Origin of the sequence: Liquorilactobacillus capillatus DSM 19910 (assembly GCF_001434915.1) — a bacterium.
Lineage (GTDB): Bacteria > Bacillota > Bacilli > Lactobacillales > Lactobacillaceae > Liquorilactobacillus > Liquorilactobacillus capillatus.
Window position 1 is genome coordinate 87507 of record NZ_AZEF01000027.1, and the last position, 22070, is coordinate 109576.

At 37.6% G+C, this 22070-nt stretch carries 19 protein-coding genes; 2 read left to right on the forward strand and 17 right to left on the reverse strand.

Annotated features, from left to right (window positions below):
• Nucleotides 1-19: 19 nt before the first annotated feature.
• The 3 genes from FC81_RS06080 to FC81_RS06090 form a co-directional block, all read right to left on the reverse strand.
• Nucleotides 20-862 carry a TIM barrel protein gene (locus tag FC81_RS06080; RefSeq protein WP_057744315.1) on the reverse strand — a complete coding sequence of 281 codons (843 nt, stop codon included), beginning with the start codon at nucleotides 860-862 and terminating at the stop codon, nucleotides 20-22.
• An 82-nt stretch (nucleotides 863-944) separates the two neighbouring features.
• Nucleotides 945-1811 carry a DegV family protein gene (locus tag FC81_RS06085; RefSeq protein WP_057744317.1) on the reverse strand — a complete coding sequence of 289 codons (867 nt, stop codon included), beginning with the start codon at nucleotides 1809-1811 and terminating at the stop codon, nucleotides 945-947.
• A 101-nt stretch (nucleotides 1812-1912) separates the two neighbouring features.
• Nucleotides 1913-2335 (reverse strand): helix-turn-helix domain-containing protein, encoded by a 423-nt coding sequence (locus FC81_RS06090; protein ID WP_057744319.1) that lies wholly within the window; start codon nucleotides 2333-2335, stop codon nucleotides 1913-1915.
• Between the two features lie 231 nt (nucleotides 2336-2566).
• On the opposite strand from FC81_RS06090, the gene FC81_RS06100 reads away from it, so the two are divergent.
• Entirely contained in the window at nucleotides 2567-4261 is a 1695-nt protein-coding gene (locus tag FC81_RS06100; RefSeq protein WP_057744325.1) for an Rqc2 family fibronectin-binding protein, read from the forward strand.
• 106 nt (nucleotides 4262-4367) lie between these two features.
• Here FC81_RS06100 and parC read toward each other — a convergent pair whose 3' ends face one another.
• Nucleotides 4368-6839, reverse strand: coding sequence for a DNA topoisomerase IV subunit A (parC, locus tag FC81_RS06105; protein WP_057744327.1), 2472 nt, complete (start codon nucleotides 6837-6839; stop codon nucleotides 4368-4370).
• A complete protein-coding gene (parE, locus tag FC81_RS06110) occupies nucleotides 6832-8835 on the reverse strand; it encodes a DNA topoisomerase IV subunit B (protein WP_057744330.1) in 2004 nt (667 codons plus the stop codon). The genes parC and parE overlap by 8 nt, the downstream gene beginning before the upstream one ends.
• A gap of 240 nt (nucleotides 8836-9075) precedes the next feature.
• Between parE and plsY the strand changes: the two genes are divergently transcribed.
• A complete protein-coding gene (gene plsY, locus FC81_RS06115) occupies nucleotides 9076-9672 on the forward strand; it encodes a glycerol-3-phosphate 1-O-acyltransferase PlsY (protein ID WP_420806346.1) in 597 nt (198 codons plus the stop codon).
• 98 nt (nucleotides 9673-9770) lie between these two features.
• Here the strand turns inward: plsY and hslU are convergent, their stop codons facing one another.
• The 12 genes from hslU to FC81_RS06175 form a co-directional block, all read right to left on the reverse strand.
• Entirely contained in the window at nucleotides 9771-11198 is a 1428-nt protein-coding gene (gene hslU, locus FC81_RS06120) for an ATP-dependent protease ATPase subunit HslU (protein WP_057744336.1), read from the reverse strand.
• 32 nt (nucleotides 11199-11230) lie between these two features.
• The gene (gene hslV / locus FC81_RS06125; RefSeq protein WP_057744339.1) at nucleotides 11231-11776 is read right to left on the reverse strand and encodes an HslVU peptidase proteolytic subunit; all 546 of its coding nucleotides are present in this window, start codon (nucleotides 11774-11776) and stop codon (nucleotides 11231-11233) included.
• 61 nt (nucleotides 11777-11837) lie between these two features.
• Nucleotides 11838-12737 (reverse strand): tyrosine recombinase XerC, encoded by a 900-nt coding sequence (xerC, locus tag FC81_RS06130; protein ID WP_057744341.1) that lies wholly within the window; start codon nucleotides 12735-12737, stop codon nucleotides 11838-11840.
• A gap of 109 nt (nucleotides 12738-12846) precedes the next feature.
• Entirely contained in the window at nucleotides 12847-14946 is a 2100-nt protein-coding gene (gene topA / locus FC81_RS06135; protein ID WP_057744346.1) for a type I DNA topoisomerase, read from the reverse strand.
• Nucleotides 14947-15020: 74 nt separating this feature from the next.
• Nucleotides 15021-15890 (reverse strand): DNA-processing protein DprA, encoded by an 870-nt coding sequence (gene dprA / locus FC81_RS06140; RefSeq protein ID WP_057744349.1) that lies wholly within the window; start codon nucleotides 15888-15890, stop codon nucleotides 15021-15023.
• Nucleotides 15891-15944: 54 nt separating this feature from the next.
• Nucleotides 15945-16715: a ribonuclease HII gene (locus FC81_RS06145; RefSeq protein ID WP_057744352.1), complete on the reverse strand. Its 771-nt coding sequence runs from the start codon at nucleotides 16713-16715 to the stop codon at nucleotides 15945-15947.
• A gap of 38 nt (nucleotides 16716-16753) precedes the next feature.
• Nucleotides 16754-17599, reverse strand: coding sequence for a ribosome biogenesis GTPase YlqF (gene ylqF, locus FC81_RS06150; protein ID WP_057744355.1), 846 nt, complete (start codon nucleotides 17597-17599; stop codon nucleotides 16754-16756).
• Between the two features lie 14 nt (nucleotides 17600-17613).
• Entirely contained in the window at nucleotides 17614-18162 is a 549-nt protein-coding gene (gene lepB, locus FC81_RS06155) for a signal peptidase I (RefSeq protein ID WP_057744358.1), read from the reverse strand.
• Nucleotides 18163-18348: 186 nt separating this feature from the next.
• Nucleotides 18349-19188, reverse strand: coding sequence for a peptide-methionine (S)-S-oxide reductase MsrA (gene msrA / locus FC81_RS06160; protein ID WP_057744361.1), 840 nt, complete (start codon nucleotides 19186-19188; stop codon nucleotides 18349-18351).
• A gap of 340 nt (nucleotides 19189-19528) precedes the next feature.
• The gene (locus tag FC81_RS06165; RefSeq protein ID WP_057744364.1) at nucleotides 19529-19969 is read right to left on the reverse strand and encodes a DUF2178 domain-containing protein; all 441 of its coding nucleotides are present in this window, start codon (nucleotides 19967-19969) and stop codon (nucleotides 19529-19531) included.
• A 4-nt stretch (nucleotides 19970-19973) separates the two neighbouring features.
• Nucleotides 19974-20186, reverse strand: coding sequence for a helix-turn-helix transcriptional regulator (locus FC81_RS06170; RefSeq protein WP_057744367.1), 213 nt, complete (start codon nucleotides 20184-20186; stop codon nucleotides 19974-19976).
• 942 nt (nucleotides 20187-21128) lie between these two features.
• Complete coding sequence (locus tag FC81_RS06175; RefSeq protein ID WP_057744370.1) at nucleotides 21129-21971, reverse strand: MurR/RpiR family transcriptional regulator; 843 nt, start codon at nucleotides 21969-21971, stop codon at nucleotides 21129-21131.
• Nucleotides 21972-22070 lie beyond the last annotated feature (99 nt).

Here is a 22070-nt window from a genome sequence, read left to right on the forward strand (position 1 = left end):
CTGTTCATTAGCTGTGCCTTTAACTATATAACGATGTATAAAGATCAGTTAGGTAACGATGACTTTCTACTTGCTCTTTGGCATCTTCTTGATTACGTAGATTTATTTCATAAATGCTGGTTGCTTGTGGATTTAACAACGGCAAAACTTCTTTCCAGTCAATCTTGCCTTGACCCAGTGTCAAACTATCATGTTTATTCTCGCCCATTGAATCCACTAAGTGATAGTGTACAATCTGCTCTTTAAGATGCCGAAGCGACTGCTGCAGTATTTTGTTGTCTCCTGCACATTTAATGAAGCAATGGCTTGTATCGAAAGCTAAGCGGTATTTTCGTGCTATAATAGTATTTTCTTCCTCACGCTCACCATAATAAAAGATCGGGGAGATTGAATTTTCAAACATGATATGATCTTTTCCCCACTCTGCTAGTTTATCTAACTGTAGGTAAACAGCCTGCCGTGCAGCAGCTAGACTGGGATACATATCAATAAAAAACTGCGTGTGGCGAGCATATGACCCATGTACAAGCACCTGCACATTATTATCAAATGCCAATTGTAGAAGTTTCTCTGTACTCTGATAAATAAACTTACGCAACTCTGGAAACTTTTTTTCAGGTGCTACCAGCTCAGTAAATTCGCCTCTAAACCGCATTGGATGATGTAAAATAATTTTATTTGTTGCTTCAGCTTTAACCCACTGGAGATCATATTCTAACCGTTTTATTCCTTCAGAGGTAAAATCAGCTTCATTTGTAAAAAATTCAAACACAACTGGCGAATATTGTAAACGATCTTTAACTTGTTTAGGATCAGAGCCCGCCTTAAGGCCCAAAACAGGTTTTTTAATACTCTTAGTCATTACTTGTTATTTCCTCACTCTCTGCACATTCCTTTAAAGATAAAAAAGAGACTAACATCATCATTCAGCCTCTAAATCATTATTATTCTTTATCAATATCTCTCATCCAAGCTAAAGCTAAGGCTTTCTCACCTAAATGTGTTCCAATCACTGGCCCAAAATAACTGATATCAACCGGATACATTGGATATAACTTATCTAGCTCATCCTTCCAAGCAAGTGCGGCTGCTTCATCATTAGCATGAATAACAATGAGACGCAACGGATAGTCAACTTTCTGACGTTCCTCCGCGAAAAGCTTTTCAACCCTTTTAATTGCTTTCTTTCGAGAACGAACCTTATCGAAAGCAATAATTTTATGTGTTTGACGGTCAAAAGTTAATAATGGCTTAATTTTTAAAACACTGCCAATAAAAGCTGAAGCATTAGATAACCGTCCGCCACGAACAAGGTTCTGCAAGTCATCAACTATGAAGTACTCGTTTGTCGTCAACCGCAGTTCACGTAATTTAGCCAAAATCTCGTCAACATTGGCACCAGCTTGCGCCATTCGTGCGGCTGCGATAACCATGTTTCCCATTAGCATAACTGTGATTTGTGAATCAAAGGGGATAACTTTAGTATTATGAACCTCTTCATGTAGGTTGGTTAATGTTTGAATAAAGCCCGATATTGTACCTGCTAAATGAATACTTATAACAGCATCGTAACCCTGATTGCCCAAAGACTTGTATAAAGAAATCAGTTCACCCACAGGTGGTTGGGAAGTGCTTGGAAAAGAGGAAGCAGTCTTAAGCTTCTGATAAAAAGCTTCAGTAGAGATATCTATGCCTTCTTTATATACCTTATTATCAATAATTACAGGCATTGGAACTACGTGAATATTGTAATCGTTGATCTGCTTATCAGTTAAATAAGCTGTACTGTCAGTAACAACAGCAATTTTCATGAATCCTACACCTACTTTTTGGTAAATTCCTACGTATGCTATCATAACACAAAACACTTTTTTCAGCCAGCAGACACGCACTCTGATGTCAGTAGAATTACTTATTCAAGACGTGCCATGCTTTGAACGAGCCTATTCAACAACAATTTAAGCAGTGCCGTCTCTTCATCCGACCAACGCGCAAAAAGCCTCTCCTCAAAATCGGCAATCGTCAGCCTCATCATCTGAATCGTTCGTTTTCCTTCTTCGGTGATCGTATAAATGTATTGCCCTCTCCCTTTACTTGAACTAGTAGCAGTCTTTCTGATAAATCTCTTGACTAATAAGCGGTTTAATTGTCGGCTTAAAGTCGAAAGATTAACTTTGAATTCAGCTGCGAACTGTTCTTGTGTCTCCAAGCCATCATTTATTTTAATTAATAGCTGCCATTCCGCAATTGTTAACCTATAGCTTTTAGTCATTTTAGTTAGCAAGTTGCGATACTTCTTCTCTAACACCCATAAACTATCTAAAGTTGAACGCATTTGTCTTTCCTCCCTACATATATCTTACTCAAGATAATACTACGCATTCCTTATCTTCAAAATCATTATGTTATAATTAGTAACTAATGGCAATACAAAGAGTATGGTCAACACACCGTTTAGATTGCCTTTTTGCGCTTTTTCTTTATAAAAGGTACAATTAATGACAGCTATAAACAGTGAATAAAAAAGATTAGTTATACTATTTATTATGAAAGCGAGTTGGTCTCCATGCCATTTGATGGTCTTTTTACACATGCGATGGTTCATGAGCTCCAAATGCTGGTTTCTGGAAGGGTTGGACGTATCTCGCAGCCATTTCCAAATGAAGTGGTAGTAGTTATACGCGCACAACGGCATAACTTTCCATTGCTTTTGTCAGCACATCCAAGTTATGCGCGCCTCCAAGTATCAGATATCCCTTATAAAAATCCACCGGTCCCGACCAATTTTACGATGACTTTACGTAAATACCTTGAAGGAGCCAAGTTAATCAGCGTTGAACAACTTGAAAATGACCGTGTCGTTTATCTTGGTTTTGAGACAAGAAACGAGTTGGGCGATCGCATGCCGCTATTATTAAGTATCGAGATTATGGGACGTTATAGCAATGTAATTTTAATCAATCAAACTAAAAATCAAATCATTGATACGATTAAACATATTGGTCCGGATCAAAATAGGTTCCGTACCCTTTTACCTGGAGCCCCGTACAATAAGCCTCCTAAGCAAAAGCGATTAGATCCCTTTGATGATAATTCAAAATACTACTTGAATTTAGCAGAACAATACCCTAACCGTGAAGTTCTCGCCGCACAGTTAAGTCAAACTTATCAAGGAATAGCCAAGGAACATGCACTTTACTTGGCAGATCAACTGCATGAACATGATAAAGATCTTACCAGAGGTTGGGAAAAAGCTCTAGCAGAGACGATCAACCCCATGCCTAGTATTATTACCGGTAAACGGGATTTCTTTACTTATTTTGTTTATCCTACAACGCGGGTCAAAAAGACATTTGTAACTCTAAGTGAACTCTTAGACAATTTTTACCGTGACAAGGCAACTTCTGATCGTGTTCAGCAGCAAGGTAGTCAGTTGATCCATATCATCAAAAATAATTTACAAAAGAATCGTAAGAAACTCAAGAAACTTCAAAAAGAACTTGCCTCGACAGCTAAAGCGGATCGCTACCGCATTAAAGGTGAGTTGTTGACGACATATCTATTTCAAATAAAACGTGGAATGACCGAGATTGAGTTGCCAAATTATTATGCAGGAGATGAGATGATTAAAATTACACTCTCAAATCAGCTGTCTCCTTCTCAAAATGCACAAAAATACTTTAAAAAGTACCAGAAATTAAAAAACGCCGTTTCTTTTTTGAAACAGCAAATCAACTTAACACAAGCAGAAGTTGATTACCTTGAAGAGTTGCAGGCTCAAATCGAGCTTGCAGAACCACAAGACTTACCTGATATTAAGCTGGAATTGCAGCAACAAGGTTATCTTAAAGCACAGAAACGTAAGAAGCATGGGAAAATTCGTAAAGAAAAAATTAGCCAACCGGCAATTTACTTCTCAAGTGATGGCACCAAAATTGCTGTTGGTAAGAATAACCTGCAAAATGACCGGTTAACTTTAAAAACAGCTCACAAAGACTACTTTTGGTTACATGCCAAAAATATTCCTGGTTCACATGTTATTATCTATTCACACGAACCTACTCAGCAAACACTGACTGAGGCAGCTAACTTAGCCGCTTACTTTTCTAAATCGCGTGACTCAGCATCAGTACCTGTTGACTACGTTCAAGTTAAAAAGATCCGTAAACCTAATGGCGCAAAACCTGGGTTTGTTATTTATGAAGGTCAAAAAACATTATTTATAACTCCACAACGACAGTTGATAGATTCTTTAAAATAACCTACTACCAGTAATCTTTAATATTTAATTTGTAAAAAGGTACCATACCAAGCATCTACTCTTGATATGGTACCTTTTTTATACTTTTCCAATTGATGTAAAAGTATTATTTGGTTTCTTCATCTTCATAATGATTTTTTTGGATAAACAATGGTTTGCCGAATTCATCAATATCAATAACAAATGAACCATTAGAGTAGCGATCAACACTAGGGTGTCTGAATGGTTCAATTGTTATTGACTGCATCTTATCAGTTAGAATATTTAGTGCCTTATTTGCTTGAAGAACCTCTGCTAGAATAACACGATGCGGATTACGTTTTAATTCTCTTAAAATCTGTACACCACGACGTGCCCGGGTGGTAGGCGTAACCTCCGCCACTTTCATCCGCTTAAAGGCACCACGCTGTGTTACGATTCCAATCTGATCTTCCTCATGCGTTAACAAAACAGCTGTTAAAATATCGTCACGGAGGTCAATTGCTTTAACTCCCGCCGCTTTTGCACCACTAACAGGAACTTCTTCTAACGTATATCTTAATCCATATCCTCCATGTGTAACTGCTAAAATAAAGAGCGGCTTTGTGCTTATAAGATCCGCTTCAGGAAGATAAACACTTGCTAATAGGCAGTCACTAGCTGTTTTGAGTTTCATACACTGCGCTGCACGGCTCTTATAAGTTCGTCCTGGTCGTAAGTCGTTAAACGCTGTCCGTTTTATATAACCCTCCTGAGACGCTAATAAGAAATTACCCTTTTGTTCCAAGTCATGAAAACTATAAGCTTGGATTATCTTCTCATCTTTATCTAGGCTGACTGTCTGTGATAGATGTTTACCCGTATCCTTCCATTTATACTCAGGAATCTCATGTACTGGTCGATAGATTACATTCCCCTTATCAGTAAAGATAAATAAATGGTCAAGTGTATTAACCTTAGCTTGATATATTACTAAATCATTACTTTTCAAACCATTGTCAGCTGTTCCTGAGGCTTTGAATGACCGTAAAGAACTTCTCTTTAAATAGCCATCGCGACTAACCATAACAATAACATCTTCAGGCGCGACGAGAACTTCAGTTTCAATCTTAAGTTGCTGCACCTCAGCTTGAATTTCCGTTTTACGTGGTGAAAGGTACTGTTTGTCAAGAGCACGCAGTTCTTTTTTGATTACCTTATCTAACCTACTAGGATCAGCTAAAATTGCCTGATAATCTTCAACCCTTTGTCGCAAGTCTTCGAATTCAGCTTGAAGTGCAGTTACATCAGTGTTAGTTAACCGATACAATTGCAGCGAGACAATCGCTTCAGCCTGAGCTTCGGTAAAAGTGTATTGTCTAATCAGATTTTCCTTGGCATCCTTTTTATTTTTGCTAGCGCGAATAGTTTTGATAACCTGATCTAAGATAGATAAAGCTTTAATTAGACCGCTGACAATATGTTTTCTTTCCTGAGCCTTCCGTAAATCAAACTCTGTCCGTTTAGTCGTAACAGTTCTTTGATGTTCCAAGTAGGCACTTAGAATCGCATTCAGACCTACATGTTCAGGTCGTTTATTATTAATTGCAACCATGTTAAAATTATACGATATTTGTAAATCACTATTCTTGAATAGATAATTTAAAATTCCTTGACCTGAAGCATTACGTTTAAGCTCAATTACGATCCTTAACCCTGTCCGGTCACTCTCGTCTCGAACCTCAGCAATACCTTCAACTTTTTTCAGTAAGCGCATTTCATCGATTTTCTTGACTAACAGAGCTTTATTGACTTCATAAGGGATCTCGGTCACAATGATTTGTTCTTTATTTCCCTTTAGCTGCTCAATTTCCGTTTTTGAACGCAGCATAACCCGACCGCGCCCTGTTGTATAAGCCTTAATAATACCATCTATTCCTTGCACGATACCACCAGTTGGAAAATCTGGACCTTTAATAAATTCTATTAGTTTTTCAAGTTTAGCCTTAGGATGTTCCATTAGATAAATAACCGCTTGAATAGCTTCATGCAGATTATGTGGTGGAATTTCAGTTGCATAACCGGCTGAGATTCCTGTCGCACCGTTTACCAAGAGGTTAGGGAAACGAGCTGGTAAAACAGTTGGCTCATTTTCTGTATCATCGAAGTTAGGAACAAATTCAACTGTTTCTTTTTCAATATCCTGCAACATCTCACCAGAGATCTTACTCAGCCGTGCTTCAGTATAACGCATTGCTGCAGGAGGATCACCATCCATTGAGCCATTGTTACCGTGCATCTCAATCAGCGGTTCACGTAGTTTCCAAGACTGGCTCAGCCGGACCATCGCCTCATAAATAGAACTGTCTCCGTGGGGATGGAAGTTTCCCATGACATTTCCAACTGACTTAGCCGACTTCCGGAAAGCCTTGTCATACGTATTTCCATCTTGGTTCATCGCGTACAAGATACGGCGTTGGACAGGTTTTAAACCATCACGGATATCAGGTAGTGCCCGCTCCTGGATAATATATTTTGAATACCTGCCAAAACGTTCTCCCATAACTGCTTCAAGTGATAGTTCTTGAATATTGCTATTTTCTTCTGGATTTTTAACCATTAGCTTCATCTCCTAGATCAACATCAGCTGCATCTTTTTCACCATGAGCTCCTTCAACAACTGCGTTATCAAGTAGACTACCATCTTCTTCAAGTGTAAACTTAACATTTTTTTCAATCCACTTACGCCGTGGCTCAACCTTATCACCCATTAGCGTTGTTACACGTTTTTCAGCTAATGCATCATCTTCAATCTTAACGCGAACAAGCGTCCTAGTTTCAGGATTCATTGTTGTTTCCCAGAGCTGATCAGCATTCATTTCACCTAAACCTTTAAACCGTTGTAAAGTATAGCCCTTTTTTAACTTAGCAGCTGCTATCTGAAGCTCATCATCTGTCCAGGCATACTTGATAACTATCTTATTCTTAACTTTCTTTTGCAATTTATACAGTGGTGGTAACGCGATATAGATCTTTCCTGCATTGATCATTGGACGCATGTATTTATAAAAGAAGGTCAATAATAAAGTTTGAATATGCGCACCATCAGTATCCGCATCAGTCATAATAATAACTTTATCGTAGTTTGTATCCTTAATATCAAAATCAGCTCCAACACCTGCCCCAATCGTATAGATCATAGTGTTGATCTCCTCATTTTTAAGGATCTCAGGTAATTTTGCCTTTTCAGTATTGAGGACCTTGCCACGTAAGGGTAAGATTGCTTGAAATTTACGCTCACGACCTTGCTTGGCTGAACCGCCCGCTGAATCACCTTCGACTAAAAAGAGTTCGTTACGCTTAGCATTTTTAGACTGTGCAGGTGTTAATTTGCCAGAGAGAAGACGTTCTTTGCGATGCTTTTTCTTACCACTGCGGCTTTCATCCCGTGCTTTGCGTGCTGCTTCACGTGCCTCTCTAGCTTTAAGTGACTTACGAACTAGATCCTGTGCAAATTCCCCGTTTTCCATTAAATAAAACCGCAGTTGCTCATTAACGACTGCGTCAACGATCGAACGAGCTTCAGGGGTTCCTAACTTTCCCTTAGTTTGGCCTTCAAACTGAAGTAGTTCTTCTGGAATACGAACAGAGATAATCGCTGCTAACCCTTCACGAACATCGCTGCCTTCCAGATTCTTATCTTTTTCTTTCAGCAGTTCAACCTGACGTGCATACTCGTTAAAAGCTTTTGTCCAAGCTGAACGCATCCCGGCTTCATGGGTTCCACCATCCTTGGTCCGGACATTATTAACAAAAGACATAATATTTTCAGAATAACCGTCGTTATATTGAGCCGCGACTTCAACTTCAACACCCTTTTTGATACCATCAAAATACATAATATTGCCCAAGGTGTCTTTATCCTCGTTCAAATAGGCGACAAACTCTTTGATTCCTTCGTTAAAATGAAAGATATCCTCTTGGTCCGTTCGTTCGTCAGTTAGTGTTATTTTAACACCCTTAAGTAAGAAAGCTGATTCACGTAGCCGTTCTGCTAGCGTGTCATAGTTGAAATGTGTTGTTGTAAAAATATCAGTGTCAGGTTTAAAGCTAACTCGTGTCCCTGTCTGTTTACGTGTTTTCCCCAATTTACGCAATGTTCCAACCGGATGTCCGCCGTTCTCAAAATCTTCTTCATATTCGATTCCATCACGCACCGTATTAACAGACATCTTAGATGAAAGTGCGTTAACGACACTAGCACCGACTCCGTGAAGTCCGCCAGACGTTTTATACTCGCCTTGTCCAAACTTTCCACCAGCATGTAAAACTGTAAAAATAACCTCAACTGTTGGAATCCCTAACGCGTGCATTCCAACCGGTAAACCGCGGCCGTGATCAACAACTGTCACACTGTCATCTTTGTGCAAAGTAACATTGATCTCATCACCAAAACCTGAAAGAGCCTCATCCACCGCATTGTCAACGATCTCATATACCAGATGGTGTAATCCCCGACTGTCAGTTGACCCAATATACATTCCTGGTCTCTTACGGACAGCTTCTAAGCCTTTTAATACCTGAATCGATTCATCATTATATTTCTCTTTTACCATGAATTTAAACCCCTTCTATTTTGGAGTATTAGTAATTATGTTTTTAGTCTATATTTTGAATTACAACTTTAATATCATAACCCCTGGTCTCAAAAAATGTAAAGTATCATCTATTTTAGCCAATAACGTCTAGTTAAGCATAGCATAAAAAAATGATTTGAAGCAGTAGTACAAACAGTGCTAAAATAAGTCGTATTAACCTAAGGAGGTCAATCCAGTGTGAACTCAACTACCATTATTATGTTAGTGATTGCCTATTTACTAGGCTCAATTCCGTCTGGCGTTTGGATCGGAAAATTTTTTTATAAAACAGATATCCGTCAATTCGGCAGTGGCAATACCGGCACGACCAACACTTTTCGTGTTCTCGGTAAAAAGGCCGGCTTTATCGTCTTACTAATGGACATGTTAAAGGGGACACTTGCAGCTTGTCAACCCTATCTCTTCGATGTCCACATCAATGTTTTGCTAATTGGATGTGCAGCTGTCGTTGGGCATGTTTTTCCTTTATTTGCACATTTCAAGGGGGGAAAGGCCGTTGCAACAAGTGCTGGTATCCTACTGGCGTATAGCCCTATTTTCTTTCTTGTCGCATGGTTTATCTTTTTAACCTCACTTTATCTATCAAGTATGGTGAGCGTTGCTAGTATGGTGGGCATGACTTTGATTACACTCTTGTCATTGTTTTTCCACGATCCGATTTTAACGATTATCGCGCTTATTTTGACAGTCTTTGTTTTCTACCGCCATAAGGGGAACCTCACACGTATTCGCAAGGGCGAAGAAAACATGGTTCCTTTCGGAATTGTTTATAACAAAAAGAAAAAGAAAAAATAATATGCATATAAAAAGCAGTGAAACGACAAAACGTCCGCTGCTTTTTTCTTTTACAAAACATTGATCGTATCACAATCTATGTTAAGCATTTTTGATGGTTAAAGAATATATTGACTAAGATCTTTATTCTTAACAATATTTCCGATTTTTTGATCGACATATGCTTCAGTAATCGTTATATCTCCCATTTGCATATCGGGTCCTTCATACAGTAAATCTTCAAGCAGTTTCTCTAAGATCGTATGCAGGCGCCGTGCGCCGATATTTTCTGTCTCATGATTTACTTGAAAAGCAATCTCAGAGATTTTCTGAATAGCTTCGATTGTAAACGTTACTTTGATATTGTCTGTTCCAATTAACGCAATATACTGCTTAACAAGTGCATTGCTTGGCTCAGTTAAGATTCGGACAAAGTCTTTAACCTGCAGGTCATCTAGTTCAACTCTAATTGGTAATCTTCCCTGCAGCTCAGCAATCAAATCGCTAGGCTTACTCTCATGGAAGGCTCCAGAGGCAATGAAAAGAATGTGGTCAGTGTCTAACAGACCATACTTAGTCTGGATCTGTGAGCCTTCAATAATTGGTAAAATATCACGTTGGACACCTTCACGTGAAACCTCACCACTATTTTTCTGTGACTTAGAGGTAATCTTATCAATCTCATCAATGAAAATAATACCAGTATTTTCAGCACGCTTAACGGCCAGATTAGCTATATCAGCTTCATTAACTAATTTAGCTGACTCTTCATGTGTCAACACTTCACGAGCCTCAGCAACTGTCATAGTTCTCTTAACACGTTTCTTAGGTGTTAATGCCCCCAGTGTGTCATTTAAATCAATTCCCATTTGACCCAGCATATTATTTTGATATTTATTTTTCTGAGTAGGATCATCCATTGTGATCGTTACTTCTTGATTTTCAAGCAAACCACGGTTTAGTTGTTCACTAACCGATAGACGTTCATCCCGAACTTGGTCCGTAACCTCTTCTTCGGCTGGCTGATTACCATTACCCAAGTTAGGCATTTTACCATTCTGCATATCTTGCAGCATTTTCATAAAATTCTGTTGTTCATTATTATTTTTACGCTGTTCTTTTTTCTTAGCAGGAACTAACATTTTCACCAGCCGCTTATTAGCCCTTTGTGCCGCCTGTGATTTGACGTTTGCGAACTGCTCGTTTTCTTCCATCTTATAAGCAACTTCTACTAGGTCTCGAACCATTGATTCAACGTCGCGCCCAACATATCCGACCTCAGTAAATTTTGTTGCTTCGACTTTTATAAACGGTGCATCAACTATTTTAGCTAGTCGCCGTGCAATCTCTGTTTTACCAACACCAGTTGGTCCAATCATCAAAACATTTTTAGGTGTTATTTCCTCTTGCATTTCTCCTGAAAGCTGCATTCTTCTGTAACGATTACGTAACGCAACTGCGATCGCCTTCTTGGCTTTGTCTTGCCCAATAACATAATTATCTAATTCTCCAACAATTTGTTTTGGTGTTTTATCACTTGGATTCATCTAAAAAGTCCTTTCTAATTTGCTTTAGAAATCTACAATTCTTCCGCAATGACATTATGGTTTGTAAAAATATCGATATCCCCTGCAATATTGATTGCTGCTTTAGCAATTTCTACCGCTGACATCTCTTTTGCATGTAACTTCATTGCCTTTGCAGCAGACAAAGCATAATTTCCGCCTGATCCAATTGCTAAAATATCATCGTCGGGCTCAATAACTTCACCACTGCCTGAAACCATCAAAAGATCTTTTTTATCCATTACAATCAATAATGCTTCCAACTTCTGTAAAGCCTGATCACTCCGCCATTCTTGAGCAAGTTCAACTGCTGCTCGTGGTAAATTACCACTATATTCATTTAACTTCTTTTCAAAACGTTCCTCGAGGTTAAAAGCGTCAGCGACACTGCCTGCAAAACCAACGACAACTTGATCGTTGTAAATACGCCGAACTTTACGAGCAGTTCCCTTCATGATAACCTTTTCGCCCATAGTAACCTGACCATCCCCTGCCATTGCCATATGACCGTTATGCCGAACTGCACAAATTGTTGTTGCGTGAAATGATACTCCTGCCATTACTTGATGTCCTCCTTCAATTAAACCACTTTTCTTTTAACAAACGTTCTTAATCTAATTACTAAGCACGCGGAAAAAATTTACGGTAATCATTTTGTAAATGTTCTTTTGTTACATGTGTGTATATTTGCGTAGTTGATAAACTACTATGACCTAACAGTTCCTGCACTGCACGTAAATCAGCTCCATTGCTCATTAGATGTGTTGCAAATGTATGCCGAATCTCATGGGGGTGAATCTCAGTTATTAGACTGCTGCGCTTAACGATCTGTTTTAGGATGTACGTAACCCCAGCTGCAGTCAGTGGATCACCATAATGATTAACAAAAACATAGTTATGATTTTTATGGTACTTCTCCATTAACGGTGTTCTTGTTTTATTGAAATAACGGTTAAGGGCTCGTTGACAATATCTTCCATAAGGTACATAACGATCCTTGCTTCCTTTACCATGCAACAGCATTGTACGAACATCGCTATCAAGCGCGTCTAATGTCAAACCTGTGCATTCGCTGACTCGCATTCCAGTCGCATATAGTGACTCCAAGAGTGCGCTATCTCGAATGATCATTGGGTCATCACCCTGAACTGCATCAAAAAGTGCTTGCATTTCTTTCTCATAAAAAAAGCGTGGTAAAGCGCGCGGATGTCGTTTTAATTGAACATATGAAAATGGATTGCTAGTAACATACCCGTTTTTCTCTAGAAAATGATACAGTGAGCGCAAACTCGAGATCATACGTGCAATCGAAGTTGTCTGATACTGCTTGTCATAAAGGAAATTCATATAAGCATGTACGTCCAGCCGTTTAATTTGTTTAAAGGAAGTTTCACCGCCGCTTTCCTTTAAGAAATCACTAAAAATCTGAATATCTTCAGAATAGGCCTTCAACGTCTCATCTGAATACTGGCGTTCAATTGCTAAGTATTGCTTAAATTCTTTGATCCAAATTTCTTCCATCAAAAAACCTCCACTTAATGCTTTTACTTTAGCACAAAGAATAGAGGTCAGTACACTATTAGCATCAATCTTAGAAAGAACTAAAACATTCTTATGTTATTAGTAACTGCTATTTTTGAATCTCTTCTTCATAATCACAATTACTGCACTTAACTTGTTTACCCTTCTTTGTTTTCTTCTCGACCAGAAAATGTTGACACTTAGGGCAATCACGACCAACTGGTTTGTCCCAAGAAACAAAATCACAGTCAGGATACCTTGAACAGCCATAAAAAATACGATTCTTCTTAGATTTTCGTTCAACTACCTGACCTTGGTGGCAGATTGGGCAAGTTACTCCGATCTCTTTTGTAATTGGCTTAGTATTACGACAATATGGGAAACGGCTGCATGCATAAAATTTACCGTAACGCCCCAGTTTAATAACCAATGGCGCTCCACAAATGTCACAGTTGATCCCAGCAGGCTCATCTTTGATTCGTACTTTAGCCATTTTAGCATCAGCAGCAACTACTTCTTTTGAAAAAGGCTGATAAAAACTATCAACTACTTTGACCCATTTCTGTTTTCCTTCTTCAATCTCATCTAGGTGTTCTTCTAGCTGAGCTGTAAAGTCAACGTTTAAAATATCTGGAAAACATTTTTCAATCATTTCATTGACGATTTCGCCTAACTCAGTTGGTTCAAACTTTCGCGAAACTAGTTTAACATAATAACGTTTCTGAATTGTAGCTAAAGTTGGTGCATACGTCGAAGGACGCCCAACACCATTTTCTTCCAATGTTTTAATTAACGTTGCTTCACTATAACGAGCTGGTGGGAGCGTGAAGTGCTGATTAGGCTGGTTTTTAACCATGATAACTTCATCATCTTGCTTTAACTCTGGAAGTTCATTATCCTTCTTTTTACTCTCAGCATAAACTTTAGTGAAACCAGGAAACTTCATTTTAGAACCCTTAGCTCGGTAGAGTACATCGTTTTGGACGATATTAACTGACATCGTATCTGAAATTGCTGGTGTCATCTGACTTGCGACAAAACGTGACCAAATCAATGAATAGAGCTTAAATTGATCCTTATTTAAATAATCCTTTAGGGATGCTGGTGTCCGCAGAACAGATGAAGGCCTGATCGCTTCGTGGGCATCTTGTGCTCCCTCGGGTAGCTTACCCTTACGTGGTTTGACTGCTGCATACTCAGCACCATAATTCTCATGAATAAATGTGGAAGTTTCATGCTTAGCTAATGATGAAATACGGGTTGAATCAGTTCGCATATAAGTAATCAGCCCAACTACTCCACCCTTACCAATATTAATTCCTTCATACAGTTGTTGTGCGACCATCATCGTCTTTTGTGTTCTAAAACGCAGTGAATTATTAGCAACCTGCTGCATTGTACTTGTCGTAAAAGGTAAAGCAGGGAATCGTTTCCGTTCTTTACGTTCAACACGTGTAATTTTGAAAGGCTTTTTCTGATCTATTTTTTGGATGATATTACGAACATCATCATTATTATGCAATGCCAGCTTTTTACCCTTATAACCGTAAAAAATGGCATCAAACTTAGTTCGCCCAGCTTTAAATTGTGAATCGATCGTCCAGTATTCTTCCGGCTTGAACTCACGAATCTCTTTTTCACGTTTAATAATTAGATTCAAAGCGATTGACTGGACCCGTCCTGCACTTAAACCTTTTTTTATCTTAGCCCATAACAAAGGACTGATGGAATAACCTACCAAACGGTCTAAAATACGTCGCGCTTGCTGAGCATCAACAAGATCCATATCAACTGAACGCGGTGTTTTGAATGCGTTCTTAACTGCATCCTTCGTTATCTCATTAAAAACAACACGGTTTTTATCTTTAGTATCTAATCCTAATAAATACGATAAGTGCCATGCAATTGCTTCCCCCTCACGATCTGGATCGGCTGCAAGATAGATGCTGTCTGCTTTTTTTGCTTCTTTACGTAATTCTTTGATAACATCGCCCTTACCTCTGATTGAGATATAATGCGGTGCATAATCATTCTCTACATCAACACCCATTGTACTTTTAGGTAAATCACGAATATGACCTAAACTTGCCATTACCTTATAACGTGATCCTAAATATTTTTCAATCGTTTTCGCTTTAGAAGGGGACTCAACAATAACTAACTTTTTCTTAATCTTTCTTTTGGTTTTTTTTCTTTGGACCTTTGGCATTTACCAAACTCCTTTATTCACATTTTCAAATTATAAAAATCGCTAATTATCTTAGGTCATATGCTTAACATTTGTCAAGTATAATCAAACTCTTCAATAATATGGCTGGCATTCAAAACAGGTTTTGCACCAGCTGCTAGCAAGGCGTTAGTCCCTGCAGATAAGGGTGCATTAATCGCCCCAGGAACAGCCAAAACATTCCGATTCTCTTGTAAAGCAAGATTGGCTGTTATCAAACTGCCACTGTGCTGTCGCGCTTCAACAACTAACGTACTGCGGCAAAGGCCAGCAATAATTCGATTCCGCTCTGGAAAATGATAACGTCTTGGCGGTTGACCGAGACCATACTCAGTTAATAAAAGACCACTTGTGCTGATCTTATCTTGTAAAATAGCATTATTTTGGGGATAAACAACGTCAAGTCCAGTTCCAATCACGGCAACAGTTCTACCTTGATAATCCATTGTTAACTTATGCACAAGACTATCAACCCCTTGAGCTAATCCGCTCAGGGTTACAATACCAGAAGAAATGACTTCTGGCAATAATCGTTTTAAAACCGTAACTGCATAGGGGCTATTTTCACGCGCACCGACGATTGCCAATGAAGTAGCGTAATTACTTAAAGACAGCTTTCCTTGGTAAAAAAGAGCAACTGGTGGTGCAAAAGTTTCTAACAGTTGTGGCGGATACTTTTTATCAATAATAGTGACCACCTTACTATAATACAAGTTTTGCGCAAGCCTTTTTTGTAAAATAGGACTAGTAAAATTACGCCAAAAAAGCTCTCTTTTCTTAAGTGAGCAAGTCAGTAGGTTATCTATTATTTTTTCTGTAGGAAGCTGCAGCTCATTTTTTATCATCCAGCGGCATATTCGGTATATATCCTTTCTGCTGATCCCGCCGCACAAATGTAATGCAACGATAAATTCTTGTATTTTCATTTAAATCCCACCTTAGTGTAAGTTTAACTAAAAATACGCTAAAGTCCCGCCAAGCTACGCTAAGATATTTGATTTAATTGGTTCAAATGTCTGCCGGTGAATCGGCGTTACACCATAAGTACTAAGTGCGGCAAGATGCTTAGCAGTTCCATAACCATTATTATCCTTAAAATCATAAGCTGGATACAAAGTATCATAATAATTCATTAGATGATCACGGCTAACTTTTGCAACAATGCTTGCAGCTGCAACGCTAACGCTTCTTGCGTCTGCTTTAATAAGTTTTAGTTGCGGGATCACAGTTTCAATTTGCATCGCATCAATAATTAATTGCTGCGGTGTAAGCTTTAAAGCTGTGACAGCATCTCTCATCGCTGAACGTGTCGCCTGGTAGATATTAATTTCATCAATTAAATTATTATCTGCATAACCGATTCCAACTGCAAGTGACTCTTCTAGGATTTTATCATAGAGATATTCGCGTTTAGCTGCGGAAAGCTGTTTTGAATCGTTGACTTCCACCCAACTGAAATTATGGGGCAAAATAACGGCAGCAGCAACTACCGGTCCAGCTAGAGGACCGCGACCAGCCTCATCAATTCCGGCTACATGTGCACATCCTTCACTCCAAAACTGTTTTTCAAAAGAAAAACGTTCCTCAAATTGAGCCCTTTGCTTTTTTATTTTAGCTGTCTTACGTAAATAGCTTTTTAACTGTGCTTGTGCCCCTTTACGCGGATCAGCTCCTAACTTATCAATAAATTCCTTATCAGGTTTTTGTGCTAAAAGTTTCTTTATCCTCGCAATGGTTAATTTATTTGTCATTTTTCTCACTCTCATACATCATATTCAGTACTTATTTTTTAGCTAGCTGCTGGAATCTCATCCAAGGTATAAGTGCCTAATTTTCCCTTACGGCATTCTAAGATCAACCGGTCACTAGCACGGTCATAATCATACTGAAATCCCATCTTCTTAGTGATCAATAGTAACAAATCAACTGGCGTCTTTTGTAAATCACCTTCTTCAAGATGATAACGTTCTGTTAGCTTCTTAGGGTTATTTTTTAAAAAGTGTTCAAGTGTATACAGCGCAACGTCATCTTTCGCGAACAATGTATCTTTAATTGCCCCTGTCAATGCAAGCTTTTTACCAATAATCTGATCCTCAAACTTGGGCCATAGAATTCCTGGTGTATCTAGCAGTGCTAAGTTTTTACCCGCCTTAAGCCATTGTTGTGACTTAGTAACCCCTGGCTTATTACCAACTTGAGCCACATTCTTCTTAACTAAGTGGTTTAAAAGTGTTGACTTACCGACATTAGGGATTCCAATACACATTACTCGAATTCGTTTATGCAAAATCCCGCGCTCTTTTTGAGTTGCAATTTTTGTGCTTAAGACATCAGTGATTTTACGTTCAATACTCTTCAAACTATCCTTTAAGCTATTTACCGCAAGCGCTGGACTACCATTTTTTTCATAATAATTAACCCATTCTTTTGTTTTAACAGTATTGGCTAAATCCTTTTTTGTTAATACAATGATATTGGGTTTGTTTTGTAAGATTTCAGAAAGCTGCGGATTACGTGAAGACTCAGGTAGACGAGCGTCTACTAGTTCTAACACAATATCAACTTTTTTTATATTTTCTTTAACTTGGCGTAGTGCCTTTGCCATATGGCCTGGAAACCATTGAATAACTGTCATAGTAGTAAGTCCTCCTAATTTTTACCAATCTTTTTCAAATCTATTATTGGCCAATAAACAATAAGCGCACGTCCGGTTATCCAACTTGCTTTAACAGTTCCAAAAGTCCGTGAATCCTTGCTTATTCTTCTATTATCGCCTAACACAAAATACTGCCGCGTGGGGACCCGACTCAACCCTGTCAACTCTTTCAATGAAAAATCAGAAGTATATGTTTGATTTGGCTCTTGTCTGATCACCCGTTTAAGAAAGTTTTCTTTAATATGGTCTCCATTAATATAAAGCCTATCATTATGATAAGCTATTCTATCACCCGGCATTCCAATTACTCGTTTAATATATGTGTTACCATCGGGCATTTTGATAATAACCACATCAAAGCGTTGGATGCTACCAAAATTTTGAACGATAACTTTTTGCCGTGAGTGCAATGTCGGTTCCATTGAATTTCCCTCGATCTCTAATGGAACAAGTAAAAAAGAGCGCACGAAAAGGGCACAAAGAGCTGCTAGAAAAAGCAATGGTATCCAGTAACTCCAACGAATACCTTTAAATTTAGCCATCTTTTTTCCCTTCTCTCGCGTGATATTGAGGGTAACATTCATTAATTTAATTTAACTCCGTAGTATACTGTACCAAAAAAAACACCGATGGTCGACAAACTCACCGGTATTCATTACAGATTTATAAATAAAAATGTACTAAATAAAGCCCTTTTCCCTAAGTTTTTTACTTTTTAAGTGATCTTCTTAGTCATTCTTCGTAAATTTTTTAGCTATACTTAGGAACTTATTTTGAAAATTTTGAAAAGCGAGATATTGTTGCCGCATCCGTTTTATTCGTTTATATCTTTGCGGATTTTTTTTATAAAACTGTTGGTGATAGTTTTCAGCTGGCCAAAAAGGAGCTACTTCTTCAATCGCGGTCACAATTGGTCTTTTATAGCGACGCGACTCAATTAAACGTTTTTTTGATTGTTCGGCTATCTGGCGCTGCTGTACATTTTCAACAAAAATGACGGGACGGTAATTACTACCTCGATCCGCAATCTGCCCGAACTCATCTGTAGGATCAGTTAAGTCCCAATAAAGCTCAACCAACTCTGCATAACTTATTATTCGTGTATCAAAGATAATTTCAACTGCTTCAACATGTCCCGTAGAGCCACTCAGTACTTGATCATATGTTGGTTCTTTCGTGTGGCCTCCTGTATAGCCTGACAAAACTGAAATAATACCCTTTTTAGCTTCAAAGGGTTCTACCATACACCAAAAACAACCACCTGCAAAAATCGCACGTTCTTGGTATGGCAGCCTTTCATTTTGATGTTGTGCAATATCGAAGTCTTTATTGGGAGTCCGCTCATTCGTAATTTTCCTATAAAAATCTGCTACATCTGGCGTCAAATTATTTCGTAAAGCTAATGGCCGCAAGGCAAATTCAAGTTCCCCAAGCGGCTGACTAAAACTATGATCAACTTTAAACTGGTTCTTAGCTTCTACCAATTGAGTCCGTTCCCACTCACGAGTTGCAGGATTAAGTATTAGGTTATAAATATCATTCAATATTTCTTCATAGTTTACTTCCATTACTATCACCTATCCTCGCATATTAGAAATTAAATTCATTCAAACTCAAACGACTGTGATCAAACCTCTGTCTAAGCAGGAAGGGATTGCCGATCTCTCCTTAGCAGTTCTTACTTGGCCTTTGAAGATAAATCCACATAGGAGATCGCCCTATCATCTTCATAATACATCACCTTATTCTTAATCTACACTTGGTTGCTTGTAACAAATAAGCTAAATACTGTAGCTTTTTTAAGTAGCATACATTATTCAAACCAGCTCCAAGATAAACTATAATTCAAAAGGTTTTTTACTTTCAATAAACCATTACTTACTACTAGAGCTAATTCAAACCCCTTTTCTAAATACGTAAATCATAAAAGATCCACGCCAGCATATATGCTAAAAAACCGATTATAATACCGCTACTTAATAAAACAATTCCTAATACTTTAAGCTGAACAACTTCAAGATTTAATACTGCAAATATAAGGATGGCACAAATTAAAAATATAATTGTCATTTTATATGCAAAAACAGTTGCCCGATTTGAGACTGCCCGCTCGCGTTCATCCTGAATACTAAATTCTCCAGCCATAAAACTGTAACCACCTTTTCTAGCAGTTTTTGAATATAGATACTTTAAAATACCAAATAGGATAATCCAACCTAAAAATATAAACCACCAATTACCTAATAAAATAGTATTTCTGCTAGAGGAAGTAACTGTCTGGACAAGTGCAGCCATCAGCAAAAGGACCATTCCTATATTTCCTATTTGTTCAAAAATTATTTTTTTCATACTCTTATATTCCCATCTGCTTATCTAAATAAAATATTTCGCTTATATTAACTTGAAAAAAATCAGCTAACTGTAGTGCCAGTAAAAGCGAAGGAGTATATTTCCCCTTTTCGAGGGAAATAATTGTCCTTCGAGATACACCCACCGCTTGAGCTAATGCTTCTTGAGTTAAACGATGTAGTTTACGATATTTTTTTGCTTGATTAACAATATCCATTTTCTTCAACTTCCTAATGTGAAATATATTTCACATTAACAATACCAAAACTTATATATGAAGCCAACTACACATTTATAAAGGAATATCGTTGGTATATATCAAGTGTTAAACAACGACTTTGACGAAATTAGTATTTACTACGTGTTACGTGTGAAAGACATTTTTTTCATTCTCAAGCATTTTAATCATTTCAAACTAGGGTAAAAAGTCTTTCATCAAAGTTCGATCATTATCGATTAGTTGAAAGAATACCACTGCATCTTTTAGCGGTCTAGGAATAACTAAAAATACGAGACATAGAAATGATATTGTTCAATAAACTTCAAAGTCAAACAATAAAAGCAGTTCAGATCTGTCTTAAAGTGCTTTTCATTTAATAATTATTGCACAATCACTAAAAGTTATGTAACATAGACTCGTAGGTTAGTTATATTGAAACCTACTTTAGTAGCTTAATTTATCAAATCCTGTACACTGCTCTTGTAAGAAATAAATTTGAATTCTCCTTCAAATGCTTATCTTATGCAGAGCTTGCTGTAAGGACAGTTTTAGTTCTAAAAGAACTGACTGCTATTTTTTAACCTACTTTCCATATAGGAAAACTACATTTGGAAATCTTGATTGCGGAAGTACCCCTGCAACCAAGATTTTTGTGTTTATAGCCATTAAATAAAACTATAATATAAGCATAATTTAATTAGATAAATTATGCTATTACCAATCATCTTCTAAGCAATATTCTTCAAAGAAACTATTTCTATATATCTTTAATTGCATAACGCAAAAAAAACAATTGCATTGTGCAATTAAATTGTCACAGCAGCTTAAATGCTATTTATAAAATTAATAAATATTTTTTTATACTAGCTGTTTTATAGATCATTTTATTCTATTAATTACATAAGACAAAATTAATATAAAGATTTAAAAAACAATTCATCAAATCTTTTTATTTGAGATAATCTCTTCATGTTCCCTGATGTGATTAAGTCGTTCTTTATCTTTTGCAAGTAATAAAAGATATAACGATTCGATCACTGTCATCGCGGCAACTCTTGAAAAATAATACTCGGCTTGTAGTACCCTTTGCCTGACTGCTGTTGTTAGGTGTAGATCCGCCTTTAAGGCGATTGGTGAATCAGCACGATTGGTGATAGCGATAATTTTTATTCCTCTTTGACGTGCAATATCTATTTGCTTTAATAAGGAGCGTGTTTCCCCTGAATTAGAAATCACCATCAAAACAGCCTGTTTGTTTAAGTTTAAAGTTTGTGCAACAGAAGTCTCCCATGATTCAGACCCAATAGTTAGAAAACCGCTTTGATTGAATTTGTAGATAGCATCTGCAACTACTGGATAGGTATCCCCTTCAGCAGCTATCTGAACAATACTGGCCTTTTGGATTATATCTAGTACTTTATCAATAGTAGATGGTGAAACCTGCATCATGGTATTGGTTATCTCGGCTATTTTGTTATCTTTAATACTTTCAAGTGCCTGACTGCTATTACGGCTATCAATTTTTCGATAATAACTATTTTCATCAGTGGCAACTTTAGCCAATTGCATCTTAAACTCATGAAAACCCGCTAGGTTTAAATTTCTACAAAAACGAGATACCGAGGCTTCACTGACCTGTGCTTTTTTTGCCAATTTTAAAATTGTGTCGTTAATAATTCCTGCAGGATCGGCTAGAACTACTTGCGCTATTTTCTGATCAGTCTTAGTCATGCCATTTACTTTACTGTAAATAAAGTCAATAATATTTACTTCACTGTTCATCTTTTCCCCCACTATCCACTAAAAAGTACTTCACAAAAGATTTACTCCAAATGTATTCCACATTTTATCAGCTTGTCAAGTGTGCTCATTATTATTGAC

Excerpts from the sequence above, each read along its gene's own strand:
- parC (WP_057744327.1), bottom strand. The coding sequence starts at position 6,839 with ATGGTTAAAAATCCAGAAGAAAATAGCAATATTCAAGAACTATCACTT.
- FC81_RS06100 (WP_057744325.1), top strand. The coding sequence starts at position 2,567 with ATGCCATTTGATGGTCTTTTTACACATGCGATGGTTCATGAGCTCCAA.
- FC81_RS06080 (WP_057744315.1), bottom strand. The coding sequence starts at position 862 with ATGACTAAGAGTATTAAAAAACCTGTTTTGGGCCTTAAGGCGGGCTCT.
- FC81_RS06170 (WP_057744367.1), bottom strand. The coding sequence starts at position 20,186 with ATGGATATTGTTAATCAAGCAAAAAAATATCGTAAACTACATCGTTTA.
- parE (WP_057744330.1), bottom strand. The coding sequence starts at position 8,835 with ATGGTAAAAGAGAAATATAATGATGAATCGATTCAGGTATTAAAAGGC.
- lepB (WP_057744358.1), bottom strand. The coding sequence starts at position 18,162 with ATGGCTAAATTTAAAGGTATTCGTTGGAGTTACTGGATACCATTGCTT.
- dprA (WP_057744349.1), bottom strand. The coding sequence starts at position 15,890 with ATGAAAATACAAGAATTTATCGTTGCATTACATTTGTGCGGCGGGATC.
- FC81_RS06085 (WP_057744317.1), bottom strand. The coding sequence starts at position 1,811 with ATGAAAATTGCTGTTGTTACTGACAGTACAGCTTATTTAACTGATAAG.
- topA (WP_057744346.1), bottom strand. The coding sequence starts at position 14,946 with ATGCCAAAGGTCCAAAGAAAAAAAACCAAAAGAAAGATTAAGAAAAAG.
- FC81_RS06175 (WP_057744370.1), bottom strand. The coding sequence starts at position 21,971 with ATGAACAGTGAAGTAAATATTATTGACTTTATTTACAGTAAAGTAAAT.
- FC81_RS06145 (WP_057744352.1), bottom strand. The coding sequence starts at position 16,715 with ATGACAAATAAATTAACCATTGCGAGGATAAAGAAACTTTTAGCACAA.
- plsY (WP_420806346.1), top strand. The coding sequence starts at position 9,076 with ATGTTAGTGATTGCCTATTTACTAGGCTCAATTCCGTCTGGCGTTTGG.
- hslU (WP_057744336.1), bottom strand. The coding sequence starts at position 11,198 with ATGAATCCAAGTGATAAAACACCAAAACAAATTGTTGGAGAATTAGAT.
- FC81_RS06165 (WP_057744364.1), bottom strand. The coding sequence starts at position 19,969 with ATGAAAAAAATAATTTTTGAACAAATAGGAAATATAGGAATGGTCCTT.
- xerC (WP_057744341.1), bottom strand. The coding sequence starts at position 12,737 with ATGGAAGAAATTTGGATCAAAGAATTTAAGCAATACTTAGCAATTGAA.
- hslV (WP_057744339.1), bottom strand. The coding sequence starts at position 11,776 with ATGGCAGGAGTATCATTTCACGCAACAACAATTTGTGCAGTTCGGCAT.
- msrA (WP_057744361.1), bottom strand. The coding sequence starts at position 19,188 with ATGGAAGTAAACTATGAAGAAATATTGAATGATATTTATAACCTAATA.
- FC81_RS06090 (WP_057744319.1), bottom strand. The coding sequence starts at position 2,335 with ATGCGTTCAACTTTAGATAGTTTATGGGTGTTAGAGAAGAAGTATCGC.
- ylqF (WP_057744355.1), bottom strand. The coding sequence starts at position 17,599 with ATGACAGTTATTCAATGGTTTCCAGGCCATATGGCAAAGGCACTACGC.